We start from the raw sequence: 25864 nt of genomic DNA on the forward strand, positions 1-25864 counted from the left end.
TGTAATTGTGCAAGTTGTTTCATTCAAACTAACAGGTAAAAGAATTTTTATGATGGCACCAATTCATCATCACTTTGAGAAAAAAGGTTGGGCTGAATCTACAATAGTCATAAGATTTTGGATTATATCACTTATTTTGGCAATGATTGGTTTAGCCACTTTAAAACTAAGATGAAATCTACAAGGGAATTCTTCCAGAATAAAAAAATTCTAATTTATGGATATGGTAAAACTGGCAAGTCCGCCTTTAACTTTTTGAAAACAAAAAATAATTTAAAAGTTTTTGATGATAATTTACCTTTAACAAACCTTCCTTATAACAAAAAGTTTACCAGAGGAAGTGATAGTATAAGGAACTTTGACTACGTTTTATTAAGCCCTGGGATAAATTACAGAAAATGTTTATTATCGAATGAAATAATAAAAAATAAAGAAAAGATCATCTCTGATTTGGATGTGTTTTATAAAAGTTTTCCAGAAAATTTTTTTATCACAATCACGGGAACAAATGGAAAATCAACAACTTGCAAACTTCTATATCAAGTTCTTAAGTCTCAAGGAATTCATACAAAATTAGTGGGTAATATCGGAAAATCTATTTTATCAAATTATCATTTTACCAAAAAAACATTATTTGTTGTTGAAGCTTCTTCTTATCAAATCGAATATAGCAAATACTATAAAACTAATTTCGCAGCAATTTTAAATGTTTCAGTCGATCATCTAGAAAGACACGGCAATTTCAAAAATTACGTCCAAAGTAAAATTAAACTTATTTTAATGCAAAATAAAAGTTCCTACGCTTTTATAGAAAATAAAAATAAAATAATTGAAAAAGTACTAAATAAAAAAAAGATTAATTCAAAAGTTTTAAGAGTTGATGAGAAAATTTATTTGAAATTTCAAAAATTAATTAAAAATAATTATCTAAATAATAATGTTAATCAAAAAAATCTTATCTTCATTTTCAATATTTGTAATTTTTTAAAAATTAATTTGAAAAAGATTATACCTACTTTAAATAAATTTAAGGGTTTAAGATTTAGAAATGAAATTGTTATAAATGGTAAAAAAATTAAGGTAATTAATGATTCAAAATCGACATCCTTTTCCTCTACGCAAGAACTTATAGACACCAAGAAGAAGACTTTCTGGATTTTAGGAGGATTGCCAAAAAAAGGGGATAAATTTACATTAAGTAAAAAAGATTGTTTTAATTTAAGAGCCTATATATTTGGGAAAAATGCTGAATTTTTTGCAAAAAGACTAAAGGATAAAGTTCATTATCAAAAATTTAAAAATATGATTTCTGCAATAAAGAAAATTAAAATTGACTTTAAAAAAGAACAGATGTCGAATGAAAAAATTATTCTTTTCAGCCCTGCATCAGCTTCTTTTGATGATTTCAAAAATTTCGAGGATAGAGGAAAATATTTCAATTATCAGTTAAAAAAAATTGGAATTAATAGAAAATAAGATATGAATTTTTCTTTATATAATTGGTGGAAAAATATTGATAAATTTTTATTTTTTTTAATAATCTTGTTAATTTCTTTAGGTATTTTTTTTTCACTTGTTTCAACTTCTTTAATTGCATCTACCAAACTTGAAACAACAAGTTATTATTTTTTTTTTAAGCAATTTATTTATACTCTGATAGGAATTTTCACAATTTTCTTTTTTTCCTTACTTGAAGAAAAAACTTTTTATAAACTGTCACTAGTTTCTTTTTTGATAATATTTTGTGCCTTAATTTTAGTCCCAATTATTGGTGTGGAGGTTAAAGGCTCTAAAAGATGGTTAGATATATTCTTTTTTCCAAGGTTCCAACCAATCGAAATACTTAAACCATTTTTAATAATCATACTATCAATGATACTTACATCTGAAAAATATTCGAATAAGTATGCAAGATATCTTTTAAGTTTAATCGCAATCATTCCAATTATCCTTTTACTATTTTTGCAGCCAGATATTGGACAAACATTATTAGTATTATCTCTTTGGTTAAGTCTCATATTTGTTTCAGGTATAAATCTTATATTTTTAATTATTTTTATATTAATTGGTTTATGCACTTTGTTTCTGATGATTAACTTTATCCCGAAATTGAATTACATAAAATTTAGGATTGATTCATTTTTTGATTTAACTTCAAAAGGAAATTATCAGTCTGAGAGAGCATCAGAAGCAATTATGAATGGAGGTTTTTTTGGAAAAGGTATCGGAGAAGGCACTTTGAATGTTAGAGTACCAGAAGCCCATACAGATTATGTTATAGCCGTAATAGCTGAAGAATTTGGAATAATATCAATAATAGGAATTATTTTAATATTTCTATGTCTTATTTTTAGAGTTTTCAAAAAAGTATCAACTGTAGAAGATGAATGTTTCAAATTAATACTTGTTGGCTCTGTAATGTTAATTCTTTTTCAAGTTTTAGTTCATATTGGAGTAAATATTAGATTTTTACCTACAACAGGAATGACTTTGCCATTTCTTAGTTATGGAGGTTCCTCTATAATTGGTTCCTCGATATTAATAGGAATAATTTTAAATTTAACAAAGAGAAAAATAGATAAATGAGCTCCATGATAATAAGCACTGGCGGGACAGGAGGACACGTTATACCAGCTAAGGTATTTTATGATTATTTTAAGGAAAAATTTAATGTAAAAATAATTTCAGATAAAAGAGGTCTAAATTTCATTGAAAAAGAAAATTATAATGTAAATGAAATTCATATCCCACAATTTAAAAAAAATTTTAGTATTTTAATATTTCCTTTTTTTTTAATTGCTTCGTTTTTAAAATCCTTATTTTTCCTTAAAAAAGAAAATCCAAAATTGCTTTTATCTACAGGCGGATATATGAGTATTCCACACTGCTTAGCAGCAAGAATTTTAAATATTAAAATATTCCTTTTTGAACCCAATTTAGTAATTGGGAGATCTAATTTATTATTGTTAAGATTTTGCAAAAAAATATTTGCTTATGAAACTAATTTAAAAAATTTACCCTCAAAATTTTTGTATAAACTTAAAGTAATCAAACCCATAGTTAGAAAAGAATTTTTGAGACAAAAAAAAACCTCACCATCTGATAAAGAATTAAAAGTTTTAATAATTGGAGGAAGTCAAACAGCAAAAAAATTAGACACTATCTTTCTTAAAGATATTTTAAGAATCTCAAAGATGATAAACCTAACTATATATCACCAAACTAGTGAATCTAACCAAGAATATTTAAAAAACTTTTATGAACAAAATAGTATTACAAATAAAGTTTTTACTTTTGAAGATAAATTAAGTGAAATTATGTCATTGTGTGATTTTGCAATCACACGCGCTGGAGCATCTACTTTGTCAGAATTAGTTTCTTTAAAGATCCCATTTCTAGCAATTCCTTTTCCTTTTTCAAAAGATGATCACCAATATTTTAATGCAAAATTTTATGTGGATAAAAATTTTGGTTGGCTTATTAATGAACATGAGATTTTTGAAAACTATTTCTATCAATTTTATGAAAAAAATATTCATAACAAACAAATGTTAGATAACAAAGTAGAAAAAATGAGTAATTTTATTTTTGAAGGATCATGGTCTGAAAACCTTAATATGATAGAACAAACTTTTTATGAAAATTAATCTAGGAAAAAAAGAAATAATCCATTTCATTGGCATAGGAGGCATTGGTATGAGTGGATTGGCATTAATAATGAAACAACTTGGTTTTAAAATACAAGGAAGTGATATTTCAGTAAATAAAAACATTGAAAGACTTAAAAAAAATAATATTAAAATTTTTACAAAACACAAAATTTCCAATCTAAACAAGGCTAATATTATTGTCATATCCTCAGCAATTAAAAATAATAATATTGAGCTAAACGCAGCTAAGAAAAAAGATTTACCAATTTACAAAAGAGGAGACATGCTTGCACACATGACCTCATTAAAAAAGAATATTGTTGTTGCAGGTTCACATGGAAAAACTACTACAACCTCATTGATTGCAAATGTTTTTTCAAAAGCCAAGTTAGATCCTACAATAATAAATGGAGGTGTGATAAATTCAATTAACAACTCGGCCAAATTAGGTAAAAGCGAATGGTGTGTACTCGAGTCTGATGAGTCTGATGGTAGTTTTATTAAAGTCCCATTCACTTATTCAATTATTACTAATATCGATAGAGAGCATATGGATTTTTATAAATCTGAGGATAATTTAAAAAAGCATTTTGAAAAATTTATTTCAAACGTTCCCTCTTTCGGCAAAGCATTTTTGTGTATTGATGATGTCAATAATAGAAGTTTACTTAAAAAAAATCTTGTTAAAAACTATTTTACTTATGGTGTTAATAAAGATTCTAATTTTAGAATTACAAATATAAAGTACAAATTAAATAGGTCAATTTTTGATTTAATTATAAAAATACCTAATAAAAAAAAGATAAGTGTCAACAATATAGAAATCCCTTTAATTGGATTTCATAATATAAGTAATGCGGCTGCAACATTTGCATTAACTTCTCATATAGGAATATCTACAAGCTTAATAAAAAAAAGCCTCAAAGATTTTCAAGGGGTTGAAAGAAGGTTTAATAAAGTTTTTGATTTTAATGGTGTAACTTTTTTTGATGATTATGCTCATCACCCAACTGAAATTAAAGAAGTTTTAAATGGTGTAAAAAAAAGCTTTTTAAACAAAAAAGTCATATCTATTTTTCAACCACACAGAATTTCAAGACTAAATGATTTAAGCAATGATTTTAGCAAATCATTTAAAAATTCAGATCAAGTATTATTATGCCCCGTTTATAAGGCAGGCGAAAAAATTAAATTGAAGTTTAAATATGAAAAATTTGCTAAAGATATATCAAAAAATTCAAAAGCGTTAGTAATTATGGTTAATCAAAAACAAGACCTTGTAAATTTCTTCAAAAACAATTTAAAAGGAAATGAAATTGTAATTGGAATGGGTGCTGGATCAATATCTGGATGGTTAAAAGAGCTTAAAAATTTTCTTAAACAATGAACATGCAAGAAATTAAAACCTTTAAAGATCAAAATAATTCTAATCTAAAATTTGATTTCTCTCTTAAAAATTTGAATTGGATGAATATTGGTGGATCAGCAAAGGTTTTTTTTAAACCAGAAAATTTAAAAGAGCTAATAAGTTTTTTAAAAATAGTACCAAAATATAAAAAACATGTTTTAGGAGCGGGATCTAATCTTTTAATTAGTGAAAAATTGGGGGAAAAAATTTTTATTAAGTTAGGTAAAAATTTTAGCAATATATCATTGATTGATGATAATAAATTAGTTGCTGGCTGTTCATCTTTAGATAAAAATGTTTCTGATTTTGCCTGTGAAAATGGTTTATCTGGTTTAGAATTTTTGTCTTGTATACCAGGCTCAGTAGGTGGTGGTATAAGAATGAATTCTGGATGTTTCGGGTCTGAATTCAAAGATTTTTTAGTTTCAATTCAGGTAGTAGATTTTGAAGGAAAGGTAAGCTCGATTAGAACAAAGGATATTATTTTTGGTTATAGAAAGTGCAATTTACCTAATGATTTAATCTTTTTAAGTGCCACATTTGAATGTAAAAAAAGTAACAAGGAATTTATAAGAAAAGAAATTGAAAGACTAAAAAAACTTAAAGAATCATCTCAACCATTAAGAGTCAAAACTGGTGGGAGTACTTTTAAAAATCCAGTAAAAAGTACCGAAAAAAAAGTTTGGGAACTTATTCGTGAAAGTGTGCCTGAAGATATTAGTTTTGGGGATGCTAAAATTTCATCTAAACATAGCAATTTCTTTGTTAATTCAAAAAATGCCTCTTTTTCTGAGATGAACAAGTTGATTAATTTTGTGAAAGATGAAGTCAAAAAAAAAACAGGTATATCTTTGGATCTTGAGATAGAAATAATAGAATAGATGAAAAAAAGAATTCTTATTCTCGGAGGTGGTATCTCAGGAGAAAGGTCTATTAGTCTCAAAACTGCAAAAGCAGTGATGAACAGTATTAAAAAAAAATATTATTGTAGAATAGTTGAACCTGACGAAAATTTGACAAAAAATATTGACAGGTTTTCTCCCCATGTTGTTTTCAACGCTTTACACGGAAGATTTGGTGAAGATGGTTTCATCCAAACTTACTTAGAGAGCAAAGGTCTTAAATACACCCATTCAGGTGTCCTATCTTCCATGATGGCGATGGATAAAGAAATTTCAAAAAAAATATTCATTAAGAATAAGATTTTAACACCAAAATTTCAAAAAATAAGAATAGATTTAGATAAAAAAAAAGTGATAAAATTTTTAAAAAAGAAAATTAAATTTCCTGTAGTTATCAAACCAATTAATGAGGGATCAAGTTTAGGTGTTTATATTTGTAATGAAAAAAATATCGTTAAAAATCTTAATAAGCTTAAAGCTTATGATGAAATTTTGGTTGAAGAATTTATACCAGGAAGAGAAATTCAAGTTGCAATACTTGGAAAAAAAAAGCTAGGAGCAATTGAGCTGAAACCCAAAAGAAAATTTTATGATTATAAGGCGAAGTATAGTTCCAAAGCAAAAACGAAACACATTATTCCGGTGAATATTAAAATGAAAGAGTATAAAAAAGTGATGAACATTGCTTTGAAAGCTCACAAAGCTTTAAAATGTAGAGGAGTTACCAGATCAGACTTTAAATTTTATAAAGGGAAATTTTATCTTTTGGAAACTAATACTCAGCCAGGAATGACAAATCTTTCATTAGTGCCGGAAATAGCATTATACCATGGAATGAATTTCTTTTCATTAATAGACTGGATTATCAAAGATGCTTCAAAAAATAGATAAGAAAAATTATATTCTTTTTTACTTTATTATTTTTTTAATTCTATCCTCAATACACAATTCAAATTTAAAATTAAATAATTTTTTTAATGTTAAAAAAATTGAGGTTCTTGGTTTAGATAAAAAAAATAGCATAATCTTGGAGAAAAAGTTAGTTAGTTTAATTGGATATAACATTTTTACACTGAAAAAAGAGTCATTTAATTTTATGAATTCTCTAAATTTTATAAAAGATTATAGTGTTAAAAAAATATATCCTAATCATGTAAAAGTTTTTTTTGAGTCAGCTGAGGCCATTAGTACTATAAAATATTTGAATGAATTAGTTGTTCTAGGAAATAACGGAAAAATAATTAAATTAGAAAATTTACCAACCAATGTTCCTAAAATTATTGGTACTAAAAATATAAAAAAAGCTTTTCGAACTTTGAAAATGATAGATAAATCAGATCTTGAAATTGAAAAAATAATGATAATAGAATTTTTTCCAAGCGAGAGAATAGACGTAGAATTAAGAAATAAAAAAAAAATTAAATTTTCAACAAATTTATCAGTTGATAATTTTAATTTTGGTTCGAAACTTTTAAATGATGATGAGTTTAATAAATCAAGAATTATTGATTTAAGAATTCCTAATAAGATAATAACTTATGATTAATAAAGAATATCAATCTTTTTATTTTGCAATAGTTGGTCATAATCTACACATAAATTATTTTAGCTCTAATGACGATAATTTCAATTATCAAAAAAAATATCTGTTGCCAGACACGATAGATAATAATCTTAATTTAATAATATTATCAAAGTTCATTTCAGAAAAGATTAAAGACTTTGAGAAATATGTTGGAAACTTTATTGAAAAAATAAATATAATTACAGATGCTAAATATGATCACTTCTCTTTAAGTCTAAAAAATAAATACGATTCAAATAAGATAAAAGAGACCGATGTTGTTAGATTAATTAGTGATGCGAAACAACTTATTGTAAAAAACAATAAAGATTGCATTATACTACATATATTAATTGATAAATACATTCTTGATGGAAAAGAATATTTAGAATTTCCGGAAAATGTTAGTTATAAAGAACTAATTATTGATGTCAGCTTCATTACAGTTCACAGCTCTACTGTTAAAACATTAAATAAAATCTTTAAAGATTGTAATATTGAAGTAAAAAAAATCATTAGTTATCAATATTCAAATAAGTTCGCAGATAAAAGTGATATCAGTCCTTGTATCGCAGCAAAGAAAGTAATAGATGGCATCAACCCATCAGAAGTAATAACGCATAACATGCACACAAAAAAACAGGGTTTTTTCGAGAAAATGTTCAATTTTTTTGGCTAAATCTTGTATTGTTTTGTAACATAACTTGTTTTTTCTTTGATTTTACAGATGAATATAAGATCTCTTGATGTCAATTTTAAAACAAAAAACTTTAAAAAAAGAAATAAGTTTATCAGGTATTGGCTTACATTCCGGAAAAAAGGTCAACATTAAACTAATTCCCCAGAGGCCAAATACTGGAATATATTTTAAAAGGACTGATATAAAATCTAATAATATTATTTATCCAAGTGTTTTTAATGTATCGAGTGCCTCTTATTGCACTAAAATTTCAAATGAATATGGTGTATCAGTTTCAACTATCGAGCATTTAATGGCAGCATTATACGGCAAAGGGGTTGACAACTTGCTAATAGAAATTGACTCTGAGGAAGTTCCAATACTTGACGGATCTTCAAAAAATTTTGTTCAAGCTATAAATTCGACAGGTTTTGAAATAAGTGATCGACCGATCAAAATAATAACAATCAATAAAGAAGTGATTTACAAAGAGGGTGAAAAATCTATTTCTTTTAAACCAAGCAAGATAAGTTTAGAAATAGATTTTGAAATAAGTTTCAAAAATGAGTTAATCAATACTCAAAAAAATAATATTAACATTTATATGGATGATTTGTCGGATATGTATAATTCAAGAACATTTTGTTTATATGAAGATATTGAAAAGCTCAAAAAGTTAAATCTCGCTAAGGGGGGTTCTCTGGACAACGCAATAGTTGTAAAACAAAACAAAATACTTAATAACGAAAAATTAAGAAATGAAAAAGAATTTGTAAATCACAAGATATTAGATTGTCTTGGAGACCTATATTTATCAGGTTTTAAAATGGTTGGTAAAGTTACCTCTTGTCATGGTGGCCACAATATCACCAATCAAGGCTTAAGAAAATTACTGAGCAAAAATGAAAATTTCTCAATTATTGAGCTAAAAGAGAAAAATATTCCTCATTCCTTTTTGAACAAGAATATTCTAAAATCTATCGCGTAAAGATTAATTAATTTTAAATTAGTCTTTTATATTCTAATAAGATGGTTTTTTTTAAAAATACATTATTGATACTTTATTTATGCGTGATGGTTTTAGCATGTTCAAAGCAAGAAAAGATTTCTGTTGTAGAAGAAAAAGATGCGGAGTCTCAAATGATTGAAGCATTTAAAGAAGGTTATGAAGAATTTGAAAATGGAGATGTACTCTTTGCTGCAAAGAAATTTAATGAAGCCGAACTTTTATTTCCACAATCACCTTGGGCACCAAAAGCAGCTTTGATGTCAGCTTATGTTTATTATTCTCAAGATTATTATTATGATGCTGAAGCTGAGCTAATAAGATTTATAAAAACTTATCCAAAGCATAAGGATTTACCCTATGCACATTTTTTACTAGCTATTTGTTATTATGAAAAAATTGTTGATGAAAAGAAAGATCTTGCTCCATTAATTAAAGCTAAGGATAAATTCAATTTTATTATTGATACATACCCTAACACTGATTTTGCGTTGGACTCTAAATATAAAATCGATTTAATAGACGATTATTTAGCTGCAAAAGAAATGTACATAGCATCACACTATATAAAAAAAAAGAAATGGATTGCAGCAATTAATAGATATAAAACTGTCATTGAAAAGTATGAAAAAACTATATTTGTCGAAGAGGCACTTCATAGACTCGTAGAGTTATATTTTACTCTTGGTTTAAAAAACGAGTCCCAAAAGTATGCCTCTATTCTTGGATATAATTATCAATCTAGTATTTGGTATGAGAAATCATATAAGATTTTTAACAAAAACTATAAGTCAAAGACTCAGCTTAGAAAAGAAAAAAAAAGTATTTTGAAAAAATTTAAAAAACTTTTCAATTAAAATGTTGAAAAAATCCAAAGCAAAAAAAGAATATAAAGAAAAGATCAAGCAATATAAAAAATTTAGCAAACATTACTTCGAAGATAACGCACCAATAGTATCAGATCATGATTTTGATTTTTTGAAAAAAGAAATTTTGGATCTTGAAAAGAAATTTGGTTTTACCGATAAAGACTCTCCCTCCAAAACTTTAGGATTTAAACCCTCCAAAAATTTTAAAAAATATCCTCACAGAGTTAAGATGCTTTCCTTAGCTAACGCTTTTAATGAGGAGGATTTGATAAATTTTGAAAAAAAAATTGTAAATTTTTTAAATCTTAATAAAAATTTTGAGTTTGAATATAGTGCAGAGCCTAAAATCGATGGCATTTCGGCCTCTATTACATATAAGTCAGGCAAACTAATCAGAGGCCTATCTAGAGGGAATGGAGATGAGGGAGAAGATATAACTCCAAACCTGAAGACAATATCTGATATTCCACATTATGTAGACCATAAAGATTTCCCTGATGAAATAGATATTAGGGGAGAAGTTTTCATCCAAAATAATGATTTTGAGAAAATGAAAGATAGTTTTGCTAATCCACGAAATGCAGCCTCAGGTTCGTTAAGACAAAAAGATCCTAAAAAAACTTCCATCATACCTTTAAAATTTGTTGCCTATACATTTGGATTTTCATCTGATCAAACAATGGACAAACAGACTAATTTTTTAATTAAATTAAAAAAATGGGGTTTTAAAACCTCAGAGTTAAATAAAAAAATTATAGGTATTAAAAATTTATTGACTAATCACCAAAATATAGAAAAAAAAAGATTTGAATTAAATTATGATATTGATGGTATCGTTTATAAAGTTAATGATTTTGAACTCCAAAAAAGATTGGGATTCGTAACGAATGCACCAAGATGGGCAATAGCTCATAAATTTTCAGCAAGCAAATCTGTTACTGAAATTTTAAATATTGATATCCAAGTTGGTAGGACTGGTGCATTAACACCAGTAGCTAAGGTAAAGCCTGTAAATATAGGTGGGGTGGTGGTTTCAAATGCGACCCTTCATAATGAGGAAGAAATTTTGAGAAAAGACATACGTATTGGTGATACAGTTAAAATTGAGAGAGCTGGAGACGTAATACCCCATGTAATTTCGGTGGATTTATCAAAAAGAAAAAAAGAGTCTAAAAAATTTATCTTTCCCTCAAATTGTCCATCTTGCGGTTCAAAAACTATTAAAGAATTTAATTCTCAAACTAAAAAATACGATGCCATTCGACGATGTACAAGCGAAGGTTTTAAATGTGAAAAAATTTCTATAGAAAAAATCAAACATTTTGTATCAAAAGATGCACTTAACATCGATGGTTTTGGAAAAAAGATAGTCCAAAATTTTTGGGATATCGGTCTTATTAAACAACCGCAGGACATATTTAATTTAGATTTTGAGAGAATATCAAATTTAGATGGTTGGGGTAGCTTATCAGTCGATAATTTAAAAAAATCTATTCAAAAATCAAAAAATATCTCATTAGATAAATTTATATTTTCACTCGGTATAAGGCATATAGGTCAAGAAAATGCAAAGCTTTTAAGTGAATTCTTAAAGATTAAAGAAAATTTTTTTCGATTAAAAAATAAAAATTACATCGAAGAACTGATTGACATTGATGGAATAGGTGAAACTCAATTAAATTCATTAAAGATGTTTTTCAATGAAAAAATAAATTTAGATGTTATTTCAAATTTATCACAATCATTAAATATTCAAAATTTTAAAGAAAAAAATAGCAGAGGAAAGCTTAAAGGTCAGGTTTTTATGTTTACTGGTAAACTTAGCAATATATCAAGGGCAGAAGCTAAATCGTTGATTGAAAATAATGGAGGCAAAATTGTGAGCAATGTAACCAATAAACTAGACTACTTAGTTATTGGAGAAAAACCCACTAGTAAAAAAGTAGATTTGGCAAAAAAAAATAAGATTAAGGTAATTGATCAAAAAACTTTAGAGAAAATGTTAAATTGATTGTAAAAGCCATTTTTTTTCATTCAAAGACAAAAATTTATGAATTTTGGAATATACCTCAAAATGATAGTTGATTAGATATTTCTTTTCTAGAGAAGATAACAACCTAACATTTACCAAACCCATATCAATTGGCGCAAGGGTTAAGTTTTTAAAAACCAAATTATTTTTTTCTTTTTTGATATAGACCAAATTTTCTATTCTAATTCCGTATTTTCCCCTTGAGTAAAATCCTGGCTCATTACTTAGTATCATACCTTCTCTTAACTTGATATAATTTCTCTTGGAAATTGCCTGTGGACCTTCATGAACATTTAAAAAATAACCAACCCCATGTCCAGTACCATGGCTAAAATCTTTTTTAACTTTTTTAAGACATCTTCTTGCTAATTTATCAATATTTGATCCAGTCTTTTGTTTTGAGATATTTGCAGTGGCTACTGCAATATGTCCTTTTAAAACTCTTGTGAAAGTATCTTTTATGTTTTTGGGTTGTTCTTTAAAGGCAATGGTTCTTGTAACATCAGTGGTTCCATAATTATATTGTCCGCCTGAGTCACAGAGGTATATATCATCTCGTTTAATCTCTCTACATGTTTTGTTTGATGAACGGTAATGAATAATTGATCCATTTTTACCAGTTGCTGATATAGTATTGAAGCTCGGAAACAAATAGTTTTTATTTTGTTTTCTAAAAGATTCTAATTTTTTTTCAGCATCAATTTCAGAAACTTTTCTTTTTTGATTTTTCTTAATCCAGTATAAAAATTTGGTAACTGCCACACCATCATAAATATGGCTTTTAATTGTATTTTTTATTTCTACTTTATTTTTTATAGATTTCATAAAATATAAAGGATCACCAATATTTGAAATTTTAAATTTTAAATTTAATAAATTTTCAAAAAAAAAAGAACAAGTGGTTTTATCAATTATTATTTTTTTTGCGTTTAAATTATTCAAAAAACTAATTATTTGATTTTCATTGAAAAAAGATGTTTTGATAAAATCTTTTTTTTTTTGAATATAAGAAATATTTTTGATATTTGAAAAAAAACTTATTTTTCCTTTTTTGTTAAGTATGACTCTACAATTAGGTATTGGACTGAACGGATTGTCTCTTCCTCTAATGTTTAAGAGCCAAGCAACATTTTCTGGTGCTGTAATAAAAATATGGTCTGCTCCATCTTTTTTTAAAATCTGAATTAATCTTTTAATTTTATTATTTGCTGTTTCCCCGACTATATCTGGTTTTAATGTATAAAATTTCTGAGATTTAAAATTTTTTGAAATATCCGATTTTATCAATGTGGTATTTATTGGAGATAATTTATTTTTGTTTCTAAAATAATAATTCAAGTTTCTAGAGGTGAAAACCATTGGATCGAATCCCAAGTTTAAATTCGGATTTAAAATTTGATAAGGAAGTTTTTTTGGAATTTCTAATATTTGAAAATTTTTTCCTGCTTGAATTTTTGCCTGTTCAACGTATCTTCCATCAACAAATAGAAAGTTTTTTTTTTTTAATATTATTGCTAGTCCAAATGATCCATCAAAACCTGTAATAGTTTTGAGTTTATCCTTGCTGGCAAACTCAGAAAAGTATTCATCATTCTTTGGAATTATATAACCATCTATTTTGTGATGATATAATCTATTTTTTAATTCTTTTAATTTTTGTGGGATCATTTTAATCTTTTTTGATATCTGATCCATCCGGGACTTCTGAAGCTCTCATTTTCATTATCTATATCTTGATTAAATTCAAAATCTTGTTCATCTCTCTCAAGATTGCTATTCTTTTCAATAAATTTTTCGGGAAGTTCGTCCACGAATCTTGATGACAAACTATCTATCCAGTCACCTTGGTAAAATCTATTCAAAGAAAACGATATAAAACTTAAATCTTTTGCTCTTGTTATGCCTACATAAGCAAGACGTCTTTCTTCTTCAAGACCATTTTGACCTTTCTCATCTATAGATTTCTGATGAGGAAACATTCCTTCTTCCCAACAAGGCAGAAACACTGCATCAAATTCCAAACCTTTTGATGCATGCATAGTCATTAAATTTATCTTCTCTCCGTCCCATTGTTGATCAATGGAGGTTGCTAGAGAGACATGCTCAAGAAAACTTTCTAAGTTATCAAATTCTTTCATTGCACTTAAAAGTTCTTTGATATTTTCAAGTCTATTTTCATTTTCTAAATCTTTTTTATCTTTTAGGGAGGCTGAATAACCAGATTCGTCTAATACAATCTGCAATAGTTTTACATGATTTATTTTCTTTATTAAGTGATCATTTCTCCATTTCTTAATCATATTTAAAAATGTTAAAAGCCCTAGTTTAGTTTTAGGTTTAATTAAATTTTGAGCAATTAAATTTTGGGAAGAAACTTCAAGTGATAAATTATTTTTTCTTGCATAATCATTTATTTGTTTAAATGAACTTTCGCCTATAGATCTTTTGGGAACATTTACTATTCTTTCAAAAGCAAGATCATCTTTCTCATGTTGAATGATGCGCAAATAAGCAATACAATTTTTAATTTCAGCCCTCTCGTAAAATTTAGTCCCACCTAGTATTCTGTATGGCAGGCCTATCTTCAAAAATCTCTCCTCGAATTCCCTTGTCTGAAAAATCGCCCTAACAAGAATAGCAATATTATTATATGAATATTTTTTTTTAAGTTCGTTTTCAATTATGTCTGATACACCTATAGCTTCATCTTTTCCATTTCTAAAACAATTTAATCTAATTTTTTCACCTTCAGCTTTATTTGAATTCAATTTTTTTCCAAGTCTATTTTCGTTATAAGAAATTAAGTGGGATGCAACATTTAAAATATTTTGAGTCGATCTATAATTATCTTCCAATCTAATAATTTTTGTGTTTTTATAAACTTTATCAAATTCTAAAAAATTTTTGATCTCTGCACCTCGCCAACTGTAAATTGACTGATCATCATCACCAACACAGCAAATATTATTATGCAATAATGTTAAATGTTTTAGCCATTTGCTTTGAATATAGTTTGTGTCCTGGTATTCATCTACAAGAATATATTTAAACTTTTTTGAATAAATTTTGTTGATATCTTGATTTTCCTCAAAAATTTTAACACAATGAAGAATTAAATCTCCAAAATCGCATGCATTTAGGTCAGTAAGTTTCTCCTGATACACTTTGTAAACTTCTAACATGTTTTTCTCTAAAATCTGTCCCCTAGAGATTTTAACGTTTTTTGGATACCAACCAGAATTTTTCCATTTATTAATTAAAGCTAGCACAAAATTTGGAGAAATTTTTTTGATATCAATATTTTTACTTTTACAAATATTTTTAATTAATCTCTGCTGATCATCTTGATCTATTATAGTAAAATTTTGTGTTAAATTAATAGCTTTAGCATGTTTTCTTAATATCTTTGCACATATTGAGTGAAATGTACCAAGCCATGGTAGACCAACCGCTTTCTTCTTAAGAATTAAACTAATCCTATTCTGCATCTCCCTCGCTGCTCTATTGGTAAAAGTTACGGCAAGTATTTCGTTTGGAAAGGCAAGATTTTTTTCAACAATATTTGCAACTCTTGAGGTCAGAACCTTAGTTTTACCTGATCCAGCTCCAGCAACAATTAAGAGCGGTCCTGAAGTATGCAAAACCGCCTCTTTTTGGAAATTATTCAATTTTTTTATATATTCAGAGTTTATCATTTATTTTAAATCACTATAAATCATTTATAAAATAATGAAAAATTTAAAAATTCGATCCTTTTCCATTAAAAGCTTTTTTAAGAGAAATAAAACTAAGAAGAGTTTTAATAAATTTTCTTTATTTATCAATGCGCAAATAAACAAAATTAAGTCAATCTTTTATCGATTTAGATTAAAAAATATAGAAGTTTATGTGGTTGAAAAATTCAGAGTAAATTACGCTTTATTCTTTCTTAGCATACTCTTCTTTTTGTATTTATTATACTTATCAATCCCAGGTATCTTAGTAAAGAAATCGCTACAAAATGAATTAGAGACTAAACTTAAAAAGGAGTACAACTTTGAATTTGCATTGACACCTGAAATCAAATATTCAATACTTCCAAAGCCACACTATGTTATTAGCGATGTAATTATATTTACTGAAAAAAGTAGTTATCAAAAAGAATTCAGTCAGATCAAAAAACTAAAAATTTTCATAAATCAAAATAATTTTATAAATAAGAAAATAGAAATTAAAAAAATTGAAATAAGTGAGGCAAATTTTTTTATTGAAAAATCGGATTTCAATTTTTTACAAAGATTTTTAAAAAACGGTTTTTCAAGCAATTCTATTAAAATTCAAAAAAGTAAAATTTTTTATAAAAATGATCAAAATCAAATTGTTTCATTCTTAAACCTAAACAATATTTTTATTTATTATGACGAGTTGAAAAAACAAAACATAATGTCTTCACAAGGTAAAATTTTCAATATTCCTTTTAGTTTCGAGTGGAAAAATGATAAAAATTTAAATGAAAATTTAACAAAAATAATTTTGAATTCATTAAAACTAAATGTTACGAACAAATCTTTCATTGATGATAAAAAGAAAACCTTTAGAATTAATTTTAAACGATCAAAATTAATTTTTGATTACTTTTTAGAGAAAGATAAAATTTTGTTAAAATCTAGCAACTCTTTTTTGGGAACAGATAAATTTTTTTATGAGGGTACTGTTGATTTTGATCCATTCGACTTTAAAATAAAATCTAAAATTGATAAACTCGATTTAAGTGATTTAAATCCGAGTCAAAATATATTCAAAGAAATTTTCTCAAGAGATGTGTTATTAAATAACAATCTTAATGGACAATTTTCAATTTCTAGCAATAAGTTGATTAACGCTGTCTTTTTTAATGAAATTTTTTTAAATTGGAATTTTGTAGGTGAAAAAATAGAGCTGAACAACTCCTTTATTGAAAATAAAAAAATTGCAAAATTATTATTTGAATCTGGAAGTATTTATAAAGAAGAAAATAGTTTAATGTTTCAAGGACTATTCAATTTTGAAATATTTAATATAAACAAATTTAATAGGAAATTTGTAGTTGCAAAAAAAAATCAGAAGGATATCAAAAAAATTTCTTTTGGTATAAATACAAACCTCAATACAATGGATACAAAAATTTTTCATATTTCTATTAATGATAAAGACTCTGATGTAAACGAAATTCTTGATGAACTTATTTATGACTATAATAATAATTCAATTAAGGTTAATAATTGGATTAGTTTAAAAAGTTTTGTAAATAAAATTTTCTCTAGCTATTCAGGTTGAGTCATTTTTTTTGGATCAACCACTTTATCGAACTCTTTTTCATTTATTAATCCAGATTTAATTGCTTCAATCTTTAAAGTCGTTTTGTTATTAAGTGCTTTTTTTGCAATCATTGCTGCATTATCATAGCCAATTTTTGGAGCGAGCGCTGTAACGAGCATTAATGAATTGTTAAGATCATCTTTTATTTTAACAATATCTGCTTTAATACCTTTAACGCAGTATTTTGAAAAATTTAATGAACTGTCAGCTAATAGATCTATAGATTGTAAAATGTTGTGGGCAATTAGAGGTTTAAATACATTTAACTCAAATTGACCCTGCGAACCTGCCAAAGTAATTCCAGTATGATTGCCAATAACTTTTACACAGACCATAGTAACAGCTTCACATTGGGTTGGGTTTACTTTACCTGGCATTATTGATGACCCAGGTTCATTTGCCGGCAAGATTAGCTCACCATAACCAGCTCTTGGACCAGATCCTAAAAAACGTATATCGTTTGCAATTTTCATTAGACATACAGCTATAGTATTTAAAGTCCCTGAAAAATTTACAATTGCATCGTGGGACGCTAATGCCGCAAATTTATTTTCTGCAGGTATAAATTTTATTTTTGTAATCTTGCTAATCTGTCTACAAATTTTTATATCAAAGTTTTTTCTTGAATTTATCCCAGTTCCAACTGCAGTTCCACCTTGTGCTAAATAATGAATTTCTTTTAATGAGCTTTCAATCCTGTCTATACAATTTTTTAATTGAGACACATAACCAGAAAACTCTTGCCCAAGAGTTAATGGTGTAGCATCTTGCAAATGTGTCCTGCCAACTTTTATGATTTTTCTAAAACTTTTTTCTTTTTTTTTTAATTGGCTAAGAAGATCTTTTAAGCTTGGTAACAATTTTCTATTAGTTTCTTTGACTATTGAAATATGCATTGCAGTGGGGAAAACATCATTAGTTGATTGAGATTTATTGACATGATCATTTGGGTGAACAGGTTTCTTTGATCCAATTTTTCCACCCAGTATTTGAATTGCACGATTAGCAATGACTTCATTCACATTCATATTAGTCTGAGTACCCGAACCAGTTTGCCAAACTTTCAAAGGAAAATTTTCATCTAATTTTCCTGAAATAACATCCCTAGAGGCTTTGATAATTGCATTAGATATACTGGTATCTATTTGTTTTTCTTTTTTATGAACTATTGCAGCAGCTAGCTTAATAATTGCAATAGATTTTATAAGACTTTTGTTTACAAAAATTTTTCCTATGTCAAAATATTTTTTAGATCTTTGTGTTGAAGCACCCCAATATTTGTCCATAGGGACACTTATTTCACCCATGCTGTCGATTTCTTTTCTAAATTTCATTTGGATAAGATATTAATTCTTATACATTAAAAATTACAAGAATAATATAGGAGCATTATGACGAATTTTGAAAAAGTAGGTTTTTTTATGAAAACTTTTGGACAAGAGGTTAAAACTACGGCTGGATTTGCCTCAGAAAAGATAAATAATCTAAGATTAAGTTTAATCGAAGAAGAGTTGGAGGAGTTTAAAGCAGCTTTAAAAAATAAAGATTTAAAAGAAGTGGCTGATGCTTTAACTGACATACTTTATGTAACTTACGGCGCAGGACATGCACTAGGAATTAATTTAGACAAATGTTTTGATGAAGTTCAAAATTCAAATATGAGTAAACTAGGTGAGGATGGAAAACCTATTTATAATCAAATTGGAAAAGTTATGAAAGGTCCAAAGTATTTTAAACCCAATTTAGAAAAATTTTTAAAATAACTTTATCAATTTTTTTTAAATAATACATCTTGATAATGCATTGTTGGAAAATTGAATTTTTTACAAATACTAAAACCAGTGTTAGTTAAGATTTTTTTGATCGAATTAAAGTCTCTATTTTTATAATGATTTCCAAATTGATTTTCTACGATTATGAATAAAACTTCGTTCAGTTTATTTCTACTACCCTCAATAACGTTGGCTTCAAATCCTTCAACATCAATTTTCAGAAGGCTTTTTTTAAGATTTATATTTTTAAAATAGATATCAATAGATGTTGTATCAACTTCGTATTCTTCTATGTAATTTCGACTCGTTCCTGCTAAAAAATTCTTGATTCTCAAATAGACAGATCTCTCATTAAATTCAGACATGGTAGATGTCATAGTTAAATTGTTAATATATATTTTTTTTTTTGAAATCTTATTATCAACTGCTTGATTGATAAAAGATATATTCTTATATTTTAAAAAATTATTCTTCAGATCAGCAAATATTTTTTTTTGCGGCTCAAAAGCATAGAATGTATCAACAGTTTTAAGATTTAATGCGTAAGTTAAAAACTCTCCTTTATGTGCGCCTACATCAATTACAGTTTGAATGTCAAAATTATTCAGATAATTTATTATTCTTTTATGATGGAACCGTGATAAAGAATAAAAAAATTTTTCTAAAAATTTCATTTTTCAATAAATTTTTTGATACAAATTAGAAATATCAGTTTTATTTTTTTTGTCATATGCAGTTAAATAAAAAAAAGTTAAATCTGGACTCCCATAAATAAAGGATAGAATTGAGGCTTTAAGCAAATTTAAACTTTCCATTTTTGAAACATCATTAATTTTTTTTATAAAAATAGCGTCAGACCAAAATTGTTGAGTGGCAAAATTTTCATTGTTTCCCATTATGACTGGTTTCAATGTTCTTCCACCAAAGCCTAAAAACTTATGAAACATAAATTCTTTTCCATCTAAAAACGAGCTTACGTCTCCAAAAAGTGGTTGATTAATATACTGGTGAACAAACTCAACTTCGCTGACGATCATTAAAACTTTATCTAGTATTTTATTTGCGCCTTTAAACACATCTAATTCTGCGCCTTGTATATCAATTTTTATGAAATCAAGATCATCAATTTTATTCAATTTTAAAAATTCATCTAAGCTAATAGTTTCTATCTCAGTTATTTCTTTTAAGTATGCAATATTTAAATTATTATAATTACGAATTAATTTTTCATTAGGCTCGTATAAAGAACTACAGACTGGATGATATGTTTGGTAAAATTTTCTTTTTTCTTTTTTTTCCCCTAAGGCAAATGGAAAAAATTCTATTCCTTTTTTACAAGTTGTATTAAGTTTTTTACATTCTTCTTCATCTACTTCAAAGGCATAAATTTTTGAATTTGGGAAATAGTCCAATAACTGATGAAAATTTTCTTTTGGATCTCCATAAGGATGAGCTCCGATTTCAGCGATTTTAAAAGATAAATCCTTTTCGAATTTTTTAATCAAATCTATAAACTTTTTAAGTTTGTTTGGTTCATTCATTTCAAAATTATTTTTTTATCTTAGTTTACAAAAATTCTCTTTAAATTAAATAAGTTTTGTTTGTTTGTGTTAATACCAAATTCTGCTGAAGGACAAATTTTAATTCCATTTTTTTTTAGTAAATTAATTTCTCTTTTTCCATATGTGTGTTTCAATCCTTCTGGATAACTATAGTGTTCAACTTTAATATTTGTTTTTTTCTTTATAGTATAAATAGAATTAGCAATTTCCTTTTTAACATCTTCAAAATTTAAAAAAGAAAGTATAGTATGATTTATTGTATGACCACCTATTGAAAAATATTTTGATTTATTAAGCTTTTTTACTTGAGACCAATTCATTTTTTTATCTAGAATATTATTCAAGTTAGATAATTTATCATTATATCCAATCTGCGATTTGATACTTGATACTAATTGTTCAAAATTAGTCTTAGATTTTTTTGCATGTCTACGAACTGAATTTAGAAACCTTATCTTAGATTTGTGAGTATTTTGGATTTTGAATTTCTTATTGAAAATATATATTAATTTCACAAATTTAATTTTTTCAACCATTTGTTCAATTTTATCGATCCAACTCATTTCATTTTTATCGATAAAGTTTGTTGTAATATAAAAGGTAGCAAATAATTTTTTTTTTTTTAATATAGGAGCAGCAATTTTAAAATTATTATAAAAACCATCATCAAATGTTATACAATAAGAAAAATCTTTAAATTTTTTTTTCTTTTTCATCGTTAAATAAACTTCATCTAAAGAAATACATCTTCCTTTAGTTTCTAAGTCGTTAAGCACCTTGATGAAATCTTCTTTTAATAAGTGTTTTTTCGTATAATTTCTGATCTTAAAAGGATTTCTATCGATTACACCGTGAAAAAGAAAAATTGTGAGGCTTTTCTTTTTTAGAAATTTAGAATATTTTTTCATCCATTTTCTCTTAAAAATTTTTTTTCTATATTTTTTTTTATCTCTTTAGGCATAAATGAATAGTATCGACCTATTTTTTTCTGTTTTAAGGATGGAATTTTTTTCTTATTCTTAATAAGTTTAATAAGATTTTTAACAATAGAAATACAACATAATGTATTAATTGATCTTAATTGATGTATCTTTACATTTTTGTTTAACTTTATTTTTTTTTTAAAAATGATATCACCATCATCAAGTTTGGTGTTTATCTTGTGTAAGCATGAATAAAGTTTAAAATTTTCGTGATATATAGACCAATAATGACTGTCTAACCCTCTAAATTCTTCCGGATCTCCTCCGTGTAAATTAAATATTTTATTTTTATATTTATTTATTATTTTTTTCTTAATTTTTCTAGTGCCAAAAACTATTATAAATTTTATCCTGTTCATTTTCAGTATATTGATTACATTTTGATCATTAATATTCTTAACTAAATAACTTTTACTTTTAAAACTCATTTTTTTGTTTTGGAAAAATTTTTTTTTTTCATATATGTCTCTCTTTTTTTCAAACTGAACTTCTGTTGAAAACTTAGGCTTTAAGGTGCTGGTCTCGCAAATATTAATCAATTCTTTAAATTCCTTAAAAATTTTATTTTCGAAATAGACGTGGTGAGTTGTGTATGTGGTAAACAAAGCAATCATATTTTAAGGGGCGTTCTGTTGCCAGGTGCCCCAAACCCCGTTACTTAATTAATAAATTAATTAAGCAGCAAGAGCAAATTTATCATTTGCAATTGTAAATAGCCCGTCACGGTGGAACAATTCCGAACGAAAAAATAGCTTTTAGACACTCGTCGATCCTAGTTCACCCCCATAAGTTGTAAATGGTGGAGGTGGTGGGTACTGCCCCCACGTCCGCAATGTTTATTACGAAATTCGTTTATCGTCATAGTTGGAAAACCAACACTATTAATATAAAAGTTATAATACAAGATTCAATAAAAAATCATGAAGTTAACCAAAGAACAAACTCAAGAAATAAAAGACCTGCAGTCACAAGAGAACAGAACAAAAAGAGTCACCGCACCTAATCTTGAAAAAATATTATATGAGGCTATTCCTGTTTTAGACCACGGTTTTGTGAGAGTAATTGATTATATGGGTGATGACACATCTATAGTCCAGGCTGCAAGAGTATCTTATGGAAAAGGTACTAAAAAAGTTTCTACAGACAGTGGTTTAATAAAATACTTAATGAGACACTGGCACAGCACGCCTTTTGAAATGTGTGAAATAAAATATCATGTTAAGTTACCAATTTTTATCGCTAGACAGTGGATCAGACATAGAACAGCAAATGTAAATGAATATTCTGCAAGATATTCAATTTTAGACAAAGAGTTTTATTTACCAAAAGGAGAACATCTAGCTGCACAGTCAACAAATAACAGACAAGGTAGAGGAGAAGTTCTTAAGGGTGATCAAGCAAAAAAAGTTTTAGATTTGTTGAAGAATGATGCTGAAAAAACTTATCAGAATTATGAGTCTATGTTAAATGAAAGGTACGATGGCTCAAAAATTGACGAGAATAAACCTGGGCTAGCAAGAGAACTTGCTAGAATGAATTTAACATTAAATACTTATACTCAATGGTATTGGAAAACTGACCTATTAAATTTAATGAATTTTTTAAGGTTAAGGGCTGATCATCATGCGCAATATGAGATCAGAGCGTATGCAGATGTAATGATGGATACATTAAAAAAATGGGTTCCAATTACACATGATGCTTTTATGGATTATAGAGTTGGTGGAACTGAAGTATCGTTGAAAGGAAAAGTTATTTTAAAAAAATTAATTAATGGGGAAAAAATTGATATTGAAAACTCTGGACTTTCAAAGCGAGAGTGGAATGAGTTGATGCAGTCTTTTGGATTAAAAGACCACTTCATTAACTAAAATTTTGCAATGATTGATACAATAATATTTGATCTTGATGGTGTACTAATTAACTCCAAAAACCTTCATTTTGAAGCTTTAAATAGAGCGATAAGTGATAATAAAATAAAATATCAAATTAGTTATGAGGATCATTTAAAAACTTATGATGGTTTACCTACTATAACTAAATTACAGATTTTAAATAAAAAAAAACTTGTACCAAAAAAACTTAACAAAAAAATTAAACTATTAAAGAATAGATATACAAGAAAGTTGCTTGAAAAAAACCTACAATTTGACAAGGAAATATTTTCTATTTTTCAAAAACTTTCAAAAAAATATAAAATTGCAATAGCGACAAATGCGATAGATGAAACTTTAAAAATTGCAATAAAAAAACTAAGAATTCAAAAATTTGTTGATTATAGAATTTCAACTGAAAAAATTAAAAATCCAAAACCTCACCCAGAAATTTATTTGAGATGTATGATAAATCTGTCAAGCAAGCCTAAGAATACTCTGATTTTAGAGGATTCTCATAATGGTAGAATTTCTGCAAAAGAGGCTGGAGCAAAATTAATGCCAATAAAATCTTTAGGCGATGTAAGTTATAAAAATATTATAAATTTTATAAATAATAAAAAATCAGAATTTTCAAAAAAAATAGATAACTGGGATGATGATGAACTTAACATTGTTATACCTATGGCTGGTGAAGGGAGCAGGTTTGTTAAAGCTGGTTATACTTTTCCAAAACCAATGATTGAAGTTCATAAAAAACCAATGATACAATTAATTGTTGAGAGCCTAGGTCTGAAAGGAAATTTTATTTTTATCGTTAGGAGGGAGCACATTGAAAAATATAACATTAAAGGCTTATTGAATATGATGGCTCCAAATTGCAAAATTATTGCTATTGATAAACTAACTGAAGGAGCTGCATGCACGGTTTTGTTAGCAAAAAAGTTTATTAATAATAATAAACCACTTGTAATTGCTAATTCTGATCAGTTTATAGAGTGGAGTCCATCTGAAACAATGTATAATTTTTCAACAAAAAAAATTGATGGTGGTATTTTAACATTTAACGCAATTCATCCAAAATGGTCTTATGCAAAAGTTGATAACAATAACGTTGTAACAGAGGTAGCAGAAAAGAAAGTTATTTCAAACCATGCAACGGTTGGAGTGTATTACTGGAGGAGGGGAGATGATTTTGTAAAATATGCAGAGCAAATGATAAAAAATGATATAAGGGTCAATAATGAGTTTTATGTTTGTCCAGTTTTTAATGAAGCAATAAAAGATAAAAAGATAATCAAAATTTCTGATGTTGAAAATATGTGGGGCTTGGGAACTCCAGAAGATTTAGATTACTACCTTAAATATTATGAAAAAAAAAATGAGATTGGATGATGTTATTTTTTTAAAAATATATTTTTTTTATTTTTTCAGCTAATTTTAGATAAATTTTTGAGATTAAATGATCTGGCAATCCTTGAACAATTGGAATTCCAATGTCACCCTGTTTTCCAACTTCAGGACTAATTGGTATTTCTCCTAAAAATTCTTTATCAAATTCATCCGCAGTTCTTTTTACCGCTCCTTCACCAAAAATATTATATTTTTTTCCATCATCTCCTAAAAAAAAACTCATATTATCAATTAAACCTAAAATTTTAGTTCCTAGTTTATCAAACATTTTTATTCCCCTTTTTACATCTTGAAGGGCTAATTCCTGTGGTGTAGAAACAATAATGACACCATCCATTTTAACTTCTTGTGAAAAAGTAAGTTGTGTATCACCAGTCCCCGGAGGCATATCTACAATTATAAAATCCAAATTTTTCCAAGCAACTTTTTGTGTAAATGTTTTAATTGCGCTAGTGACCATTGGTCCTCTCCAAATCATAGGAGTTTGTTCGTCAGTTAAAAAACCAATTGACATACATTGGATGTCGTATTTGTTTATTGGAATTAAGTTTTGACCATCACTTTCAGGTTTTTGATTTATATCAAACAACTTTGGTAAAGATGGTCCATAAATATCAGCATCTAACAAACCAACTTTACATCCTTGTTTGTTCAAAGCTAATGCAAGATTCGATGCAAAAGTAGATTTGCCTACTCCACCTTTCGCGCTTGATACTGCTATTGTGAATTTAGTGCCTATAATCGGGTTTTTAGTAAAGGTTTTTGCTCTTGTTTTTTCAATCATTGCTTCATTAAGTCCACTATTTATATGGA

Annotated in this window: 23 protein-coding genes, 1 other RNA gene and 1 pseudogene; 16 read left to right on the forward strand and 9 right to left on the reverse strand. The window is 26.9% G+C overall.

Annotated features, from left to right (window positions below; genetic code table 11):
- The 12 genes and pseudogenes from mraY to ligA form a co-directional block, all read left to right on the forward strand.
- A pseudogene (gene mraY / locus AMN84_RS00015) lies at nucleotides 1-175 on the forward strand (phospho-N-acetylmuramoyl-pentapeptide-transferase); the annotation flags it as partial.
- Complete coding sequence (gene murD, locus AMN84_RS00020; RefSeq protein WP_075482230.1) at nucleotides 172-1476, forward strand: UDP-N-acetylmuramoyl-L-alanine--D-glutamate ligase; 1305 nt, start codon at nucleotides 172-174, stop codon at nucleotides 1474-1476. The pseudogene mraY and the gene murD, both read left to right, overlap by 4 nt.
- A gap of 3 nt (nucleotides 1477-1479) precedes the next feature.
- Nucleotides 1480-2586, forward strand: a complete 1107-nt coding sequence (locus AMN84_RS00025) for an FtsW/RodA/SpoVE family cell cycle protein (RefSeq protein WP_075482232.1) — start codon at nucleotides 1480-1482, stop codon at nucleotides 2584-2586.
- A complete protein-coding gene (locus AMN84_RS00030) occupies nucleotides 2583-3647 on the forward strand; it encodes a UDP-N-acetylglucosamine--N-acetylmuramyl-(pentapeptide) pyrophosphoryl-undecaprenol N-acetylglucosamine transferase (protein ID WP_075482234.1) in 1065 nt (354 codons plus the stop codon). The genes AMN84_RS00025 and AMN84_RS00030 overlap by 4 nt, the downstream gene beginning before the upstream one ends.
- Complete coding sequence (gene murC / locus AMN84_RS00035) at nucleotides 3637-5037, forward strand: UDP-N-acetylmuramate--L-alanine ligase (RefSeq protein WP_075482236.1); 1401 nt, start codon at nucleotides 3637-3639, stop codon at nucleotides 5035-5037. The genes AMN84_RS00030 and murC overlap by 11 nt, the downstream gene beginning before the upstream one ends.
- A gap of 2 nt (nucleotides 5038-5039) precedes the next feature.
- Nucleotides 5040-5939 (forward strand): UDP-N-acetylmuramate dehydrogenase, encoded by a 900-nt coding sequence (gene murB / locus AMN84_RS00040; protein ID WP_256998129.1) that lies wholly within the window; start codon nucleotides 5040-5042, stop codon nucleotides 5937-5939.
- Nucleotides 5940-6851: a D-alanine--D-alanine ligase gene (locus tag AMN84_RS00045; protein ID WP_075482240.1), complete on the forward strand. Its 912-nt coding sequence runs from the start codon at nucleotides 5940-5942 to the stop codon at nucleotides 6849-6851.
- Entirely contained in the window at nucleotides 6832-7506 is a 675-nt protein-coding gene (locus AMN84_RS00050) for a cell division protein FtsQ/DivIB (RefSeq protein WP_075482242.1), read from the forward strand. Before AMN84_RS00045 ends, AMN84_RS00050 begins: the two co-directional genes overlap by 20 nt.
- Entirely contained in the window at nucleotides 7499-8203 is a 705-nt protein-coding gene (locus AMN84_RS00055; protein ID WP_075482244.1) for a cell division protein FtsA, read from the forward strand. The genes AMN84_RS00050 and AMN84_RS00055 overlap by 8 nt, the downstream gene beginning before the upstream one ends.
- A gap of 67 nt (nucleotides 8204-8270) precedes the next feature.
- Nucleotides 8271-9191 carry a UDP-3-O-acyl-N-acetylglucosamine deacetylase gene (lpxC, locus tag AMN84_RS00060; protein WP_075482246.1) on the forward strand — a complete coding sequence of 307 codons (921 nt, stop codon included), beginning with the start codon at nucleotides 8271-8273 and terminating at the stop codon, nucleotides 9189-9191.
- A gap of 41 nt (nucleotides 9192-9232) precedes the next feature.
- Nucleotides 9233-10066: an outer membrane protein assembly factor BamD gene (locus tag AMN84_RS00065; RefSeq protein ID WP_075482248.1), complete on the forward strand. Its 834-nt coding sequence runs from the start codon at nucleotides 9233-9235 to the stop codon at nucleotides 10064-10066.
- 1 nt (nucleotide 10067) lies between these two features.
- Complete coding sequence (ligA, locus tag AMN84_RS00070; protein WP_075482250.1) at nucleotides 10068-12089, forward strand: NAD-dependent DNA ligase LigA; 2022 nt, start codon at nucleotides 10068-10070, stop codon at nucleotides 12087-12089.
- Here ligA and AMN84_RS00075 read toward each other — a convergent pair.
- Both AMN84_RS00075 and AMN84_RS00080 read right to left on the reverse strand, forming a co-directional pair.
- The gene (locus AMN84_RS00075) at nucleotides 12081-13778 is read right to left on the reverse strand and encodes an aminopeptidase family protein P (protein ID WP_075482654.1); all 1698 of its coding nucleotides are present in this window, start codon (nucleotides 13776-13778) and stop codon (nucleotides 12081-12083) included. The two genes, ligA and AMN84_RS00075, sit on opposite strands and share 9 nt — an antisense overlap.
- Nucleotides 13775-15778, reverse strand: coding sequence for an ATP-dependent helicase (locus AMN84_RS00080; RefSeq protein ID WP_256998130.1), 2004 nt, complete (start codon nucleotides 15776-15778; stop codon nucleotides 13775-13777). The genes AMN84_RS00075 and AMN84_RS00080 overlap by 4 nt, the downstream gene beginning before the upstream one ends.
- A 61-nt stretch (nucleotides 15779-15839) precedes the next feature.
- Between AMN84_RS00080 and AMN84_RS00085 the strand changes: the two genes are divergently transcribed.
- Nucleotides 15840-17405 (forward strand): AsmA family protein, encoded by a 1566-nt coding sequence (locus AMN84_RS00085; protein ID WP_075482254.1) that lies wholly within the window; start codon nucleotides 15840-15842, stop codon nucleotides 17403-17405.
- Here AMN84_RS00085 and fumC read toward each other — a convergent pair.
- Nucleotides 17393-18781 carry a class II fumarate hydratase gene (gene fumC, locus AMN84_RS00090; RefSeq protein ID WP_075482256.1) on the reverse strand — a complete coding sequence of 463 codons (1389 nt, stop codon included), beginning with the start codon at nucleotides 18779-18781 and terminating at the stop codon, nucleotides 17393-17395. The two genes, AMN84_RS00085 and fumC, sit on opposite strands and share 13 nt — an antisense overlap.
- A 57-nt stretch (nucleotides 18782-18838) precedes the next feature.
- On the opposite strand from fumC, the gene AMN84_RS00095 reads away from it, so the two are divergent.
- A complete protein-coding gene (locus tag AMN84_RS00095) occupies nucleotides 18839-19210 on the forward strand; it encodes a pyrophosphohydrolase domain-containing protein (RefSeq protein ID WP_075482258.1) in 372 nt (123 codons plus the stop codon).
- Between the two features lie 5 nt (nucleotides 19211-19215).
- On the opposite strand, the gene AMN84_RS00100 is transcribed toward AMN84_RS00095, so the two are convergent.
- The 5 genes from AMN84_RS00100 to ssrA form a co-directional block, all read right to left on the reverse strand.
- Nucleotides 19216-19893, reverse strand: a complete 678-nt coding sequence (locus AMN84_RS00100; protein ID WP_075482260.1) for an FkbM family methyltransferase — start codon at nucleotides 19891-19893, stop codon at nucleotides 19216-19218.
- Between the two features lie 3 nt (nucleotides 19894-19896).
- Nucleotides 19897-20760, reverse strand: a complete 864-nt coding sequence (locus AMN84_RS00105) for an FkbM family methyltransferase (protein ID WP_075482262.1) — start codon at nucleotides 20758-20760, stop codon at nucleotides 19897-19899.
- Between the two features lie 20 nt (nucleotides 20761-20780).
- Nucleotides 20781-21689, reverse strand: coding sequence for a polysaccharide deacetylase family protein (locus tag AMN84_RS00110; protein WP_075482264.1), 909 nt, complete (start codon nucleotides 21687-21689; stop codon nucleotides 20781-20783).
- Entirely contained in the window at nucleotides 21686-22378 is a 693-nt protein-coding gene (locus AMN84_RS04940; protein WP_082254942.1) for a formyltransferase family protein, read from the reverse strand. The genes AMN84_RS00110 and AMN84_RS04940 overlap by 4 nt, the downstream gene beginning before the upstream one ends.
- Before the next feature lie 4 nt (nucleotides 22379-22382).
- Nucleotides 22383-22679, reverse strand: a transfer-messenger RNA (tmRNA) gene (gene ssrA / locus AMN84_RS00120).
- 5 nt (nucleotides 22680-22684) lie between these two features.
- Here ssrA and thyX point away from each other — a divergent pair.
- Nucleotides 22685-23635 (forward strand): FAD-dependent thymidylate synthase, encoded by a 951-nt coding sequence (thyX, locus tag AMN84_RS00125; RefSeq protein WP_075482266.1) that lies wholly within the window; start codon nucleotides 22685-22687, stop codon nucleotides 23633-23635.
- 9 nt (nucleotides 23636-23644) lie between these two features.
- Complete coding sequence (locus AMN84_RS04945; protein ID WP_082254938.1) at nucleotides 23645-25033, forward strand: HAD-IA family hydrolase; 1389 nt, start codon at nucleotides 23645-23647, stop codon at nucleotides 25031-25033.
- Nucleotides 25034-25043: 10 nt separating this feature from the next.
- Here AMN84_RS04945 and AMN84_RS00140 read toward each other — a convergent pair whose 3' ends face one another.
- The gene (locus tag AMN84_RS00140; protein ID WP_075482268.1) at nucleotides 25044-25835 is read right to left on the reverse strand and encodes an Mrp/NBP35 family ATP-binding protein; all 792 of its coding nucleotides are present in this window, start codon (nucleotides 25833-25835) and stop codon (nucleotides 25044-25046) included.
- Nucleotides 25836-25864 lie beyond the last annotated feature (29 nt).

It is taken from the genome of Candidatus Pelagibacter communis (assembly GCF_001180105.1).
Classification (GTDB): domain Bacteria; phylum Pseudomonadota; class Alphaproteobacteria; order Pelagibacterales; family Pelagibacteraceae; genus Pelagibacter; species Pelagibacter ubique_K.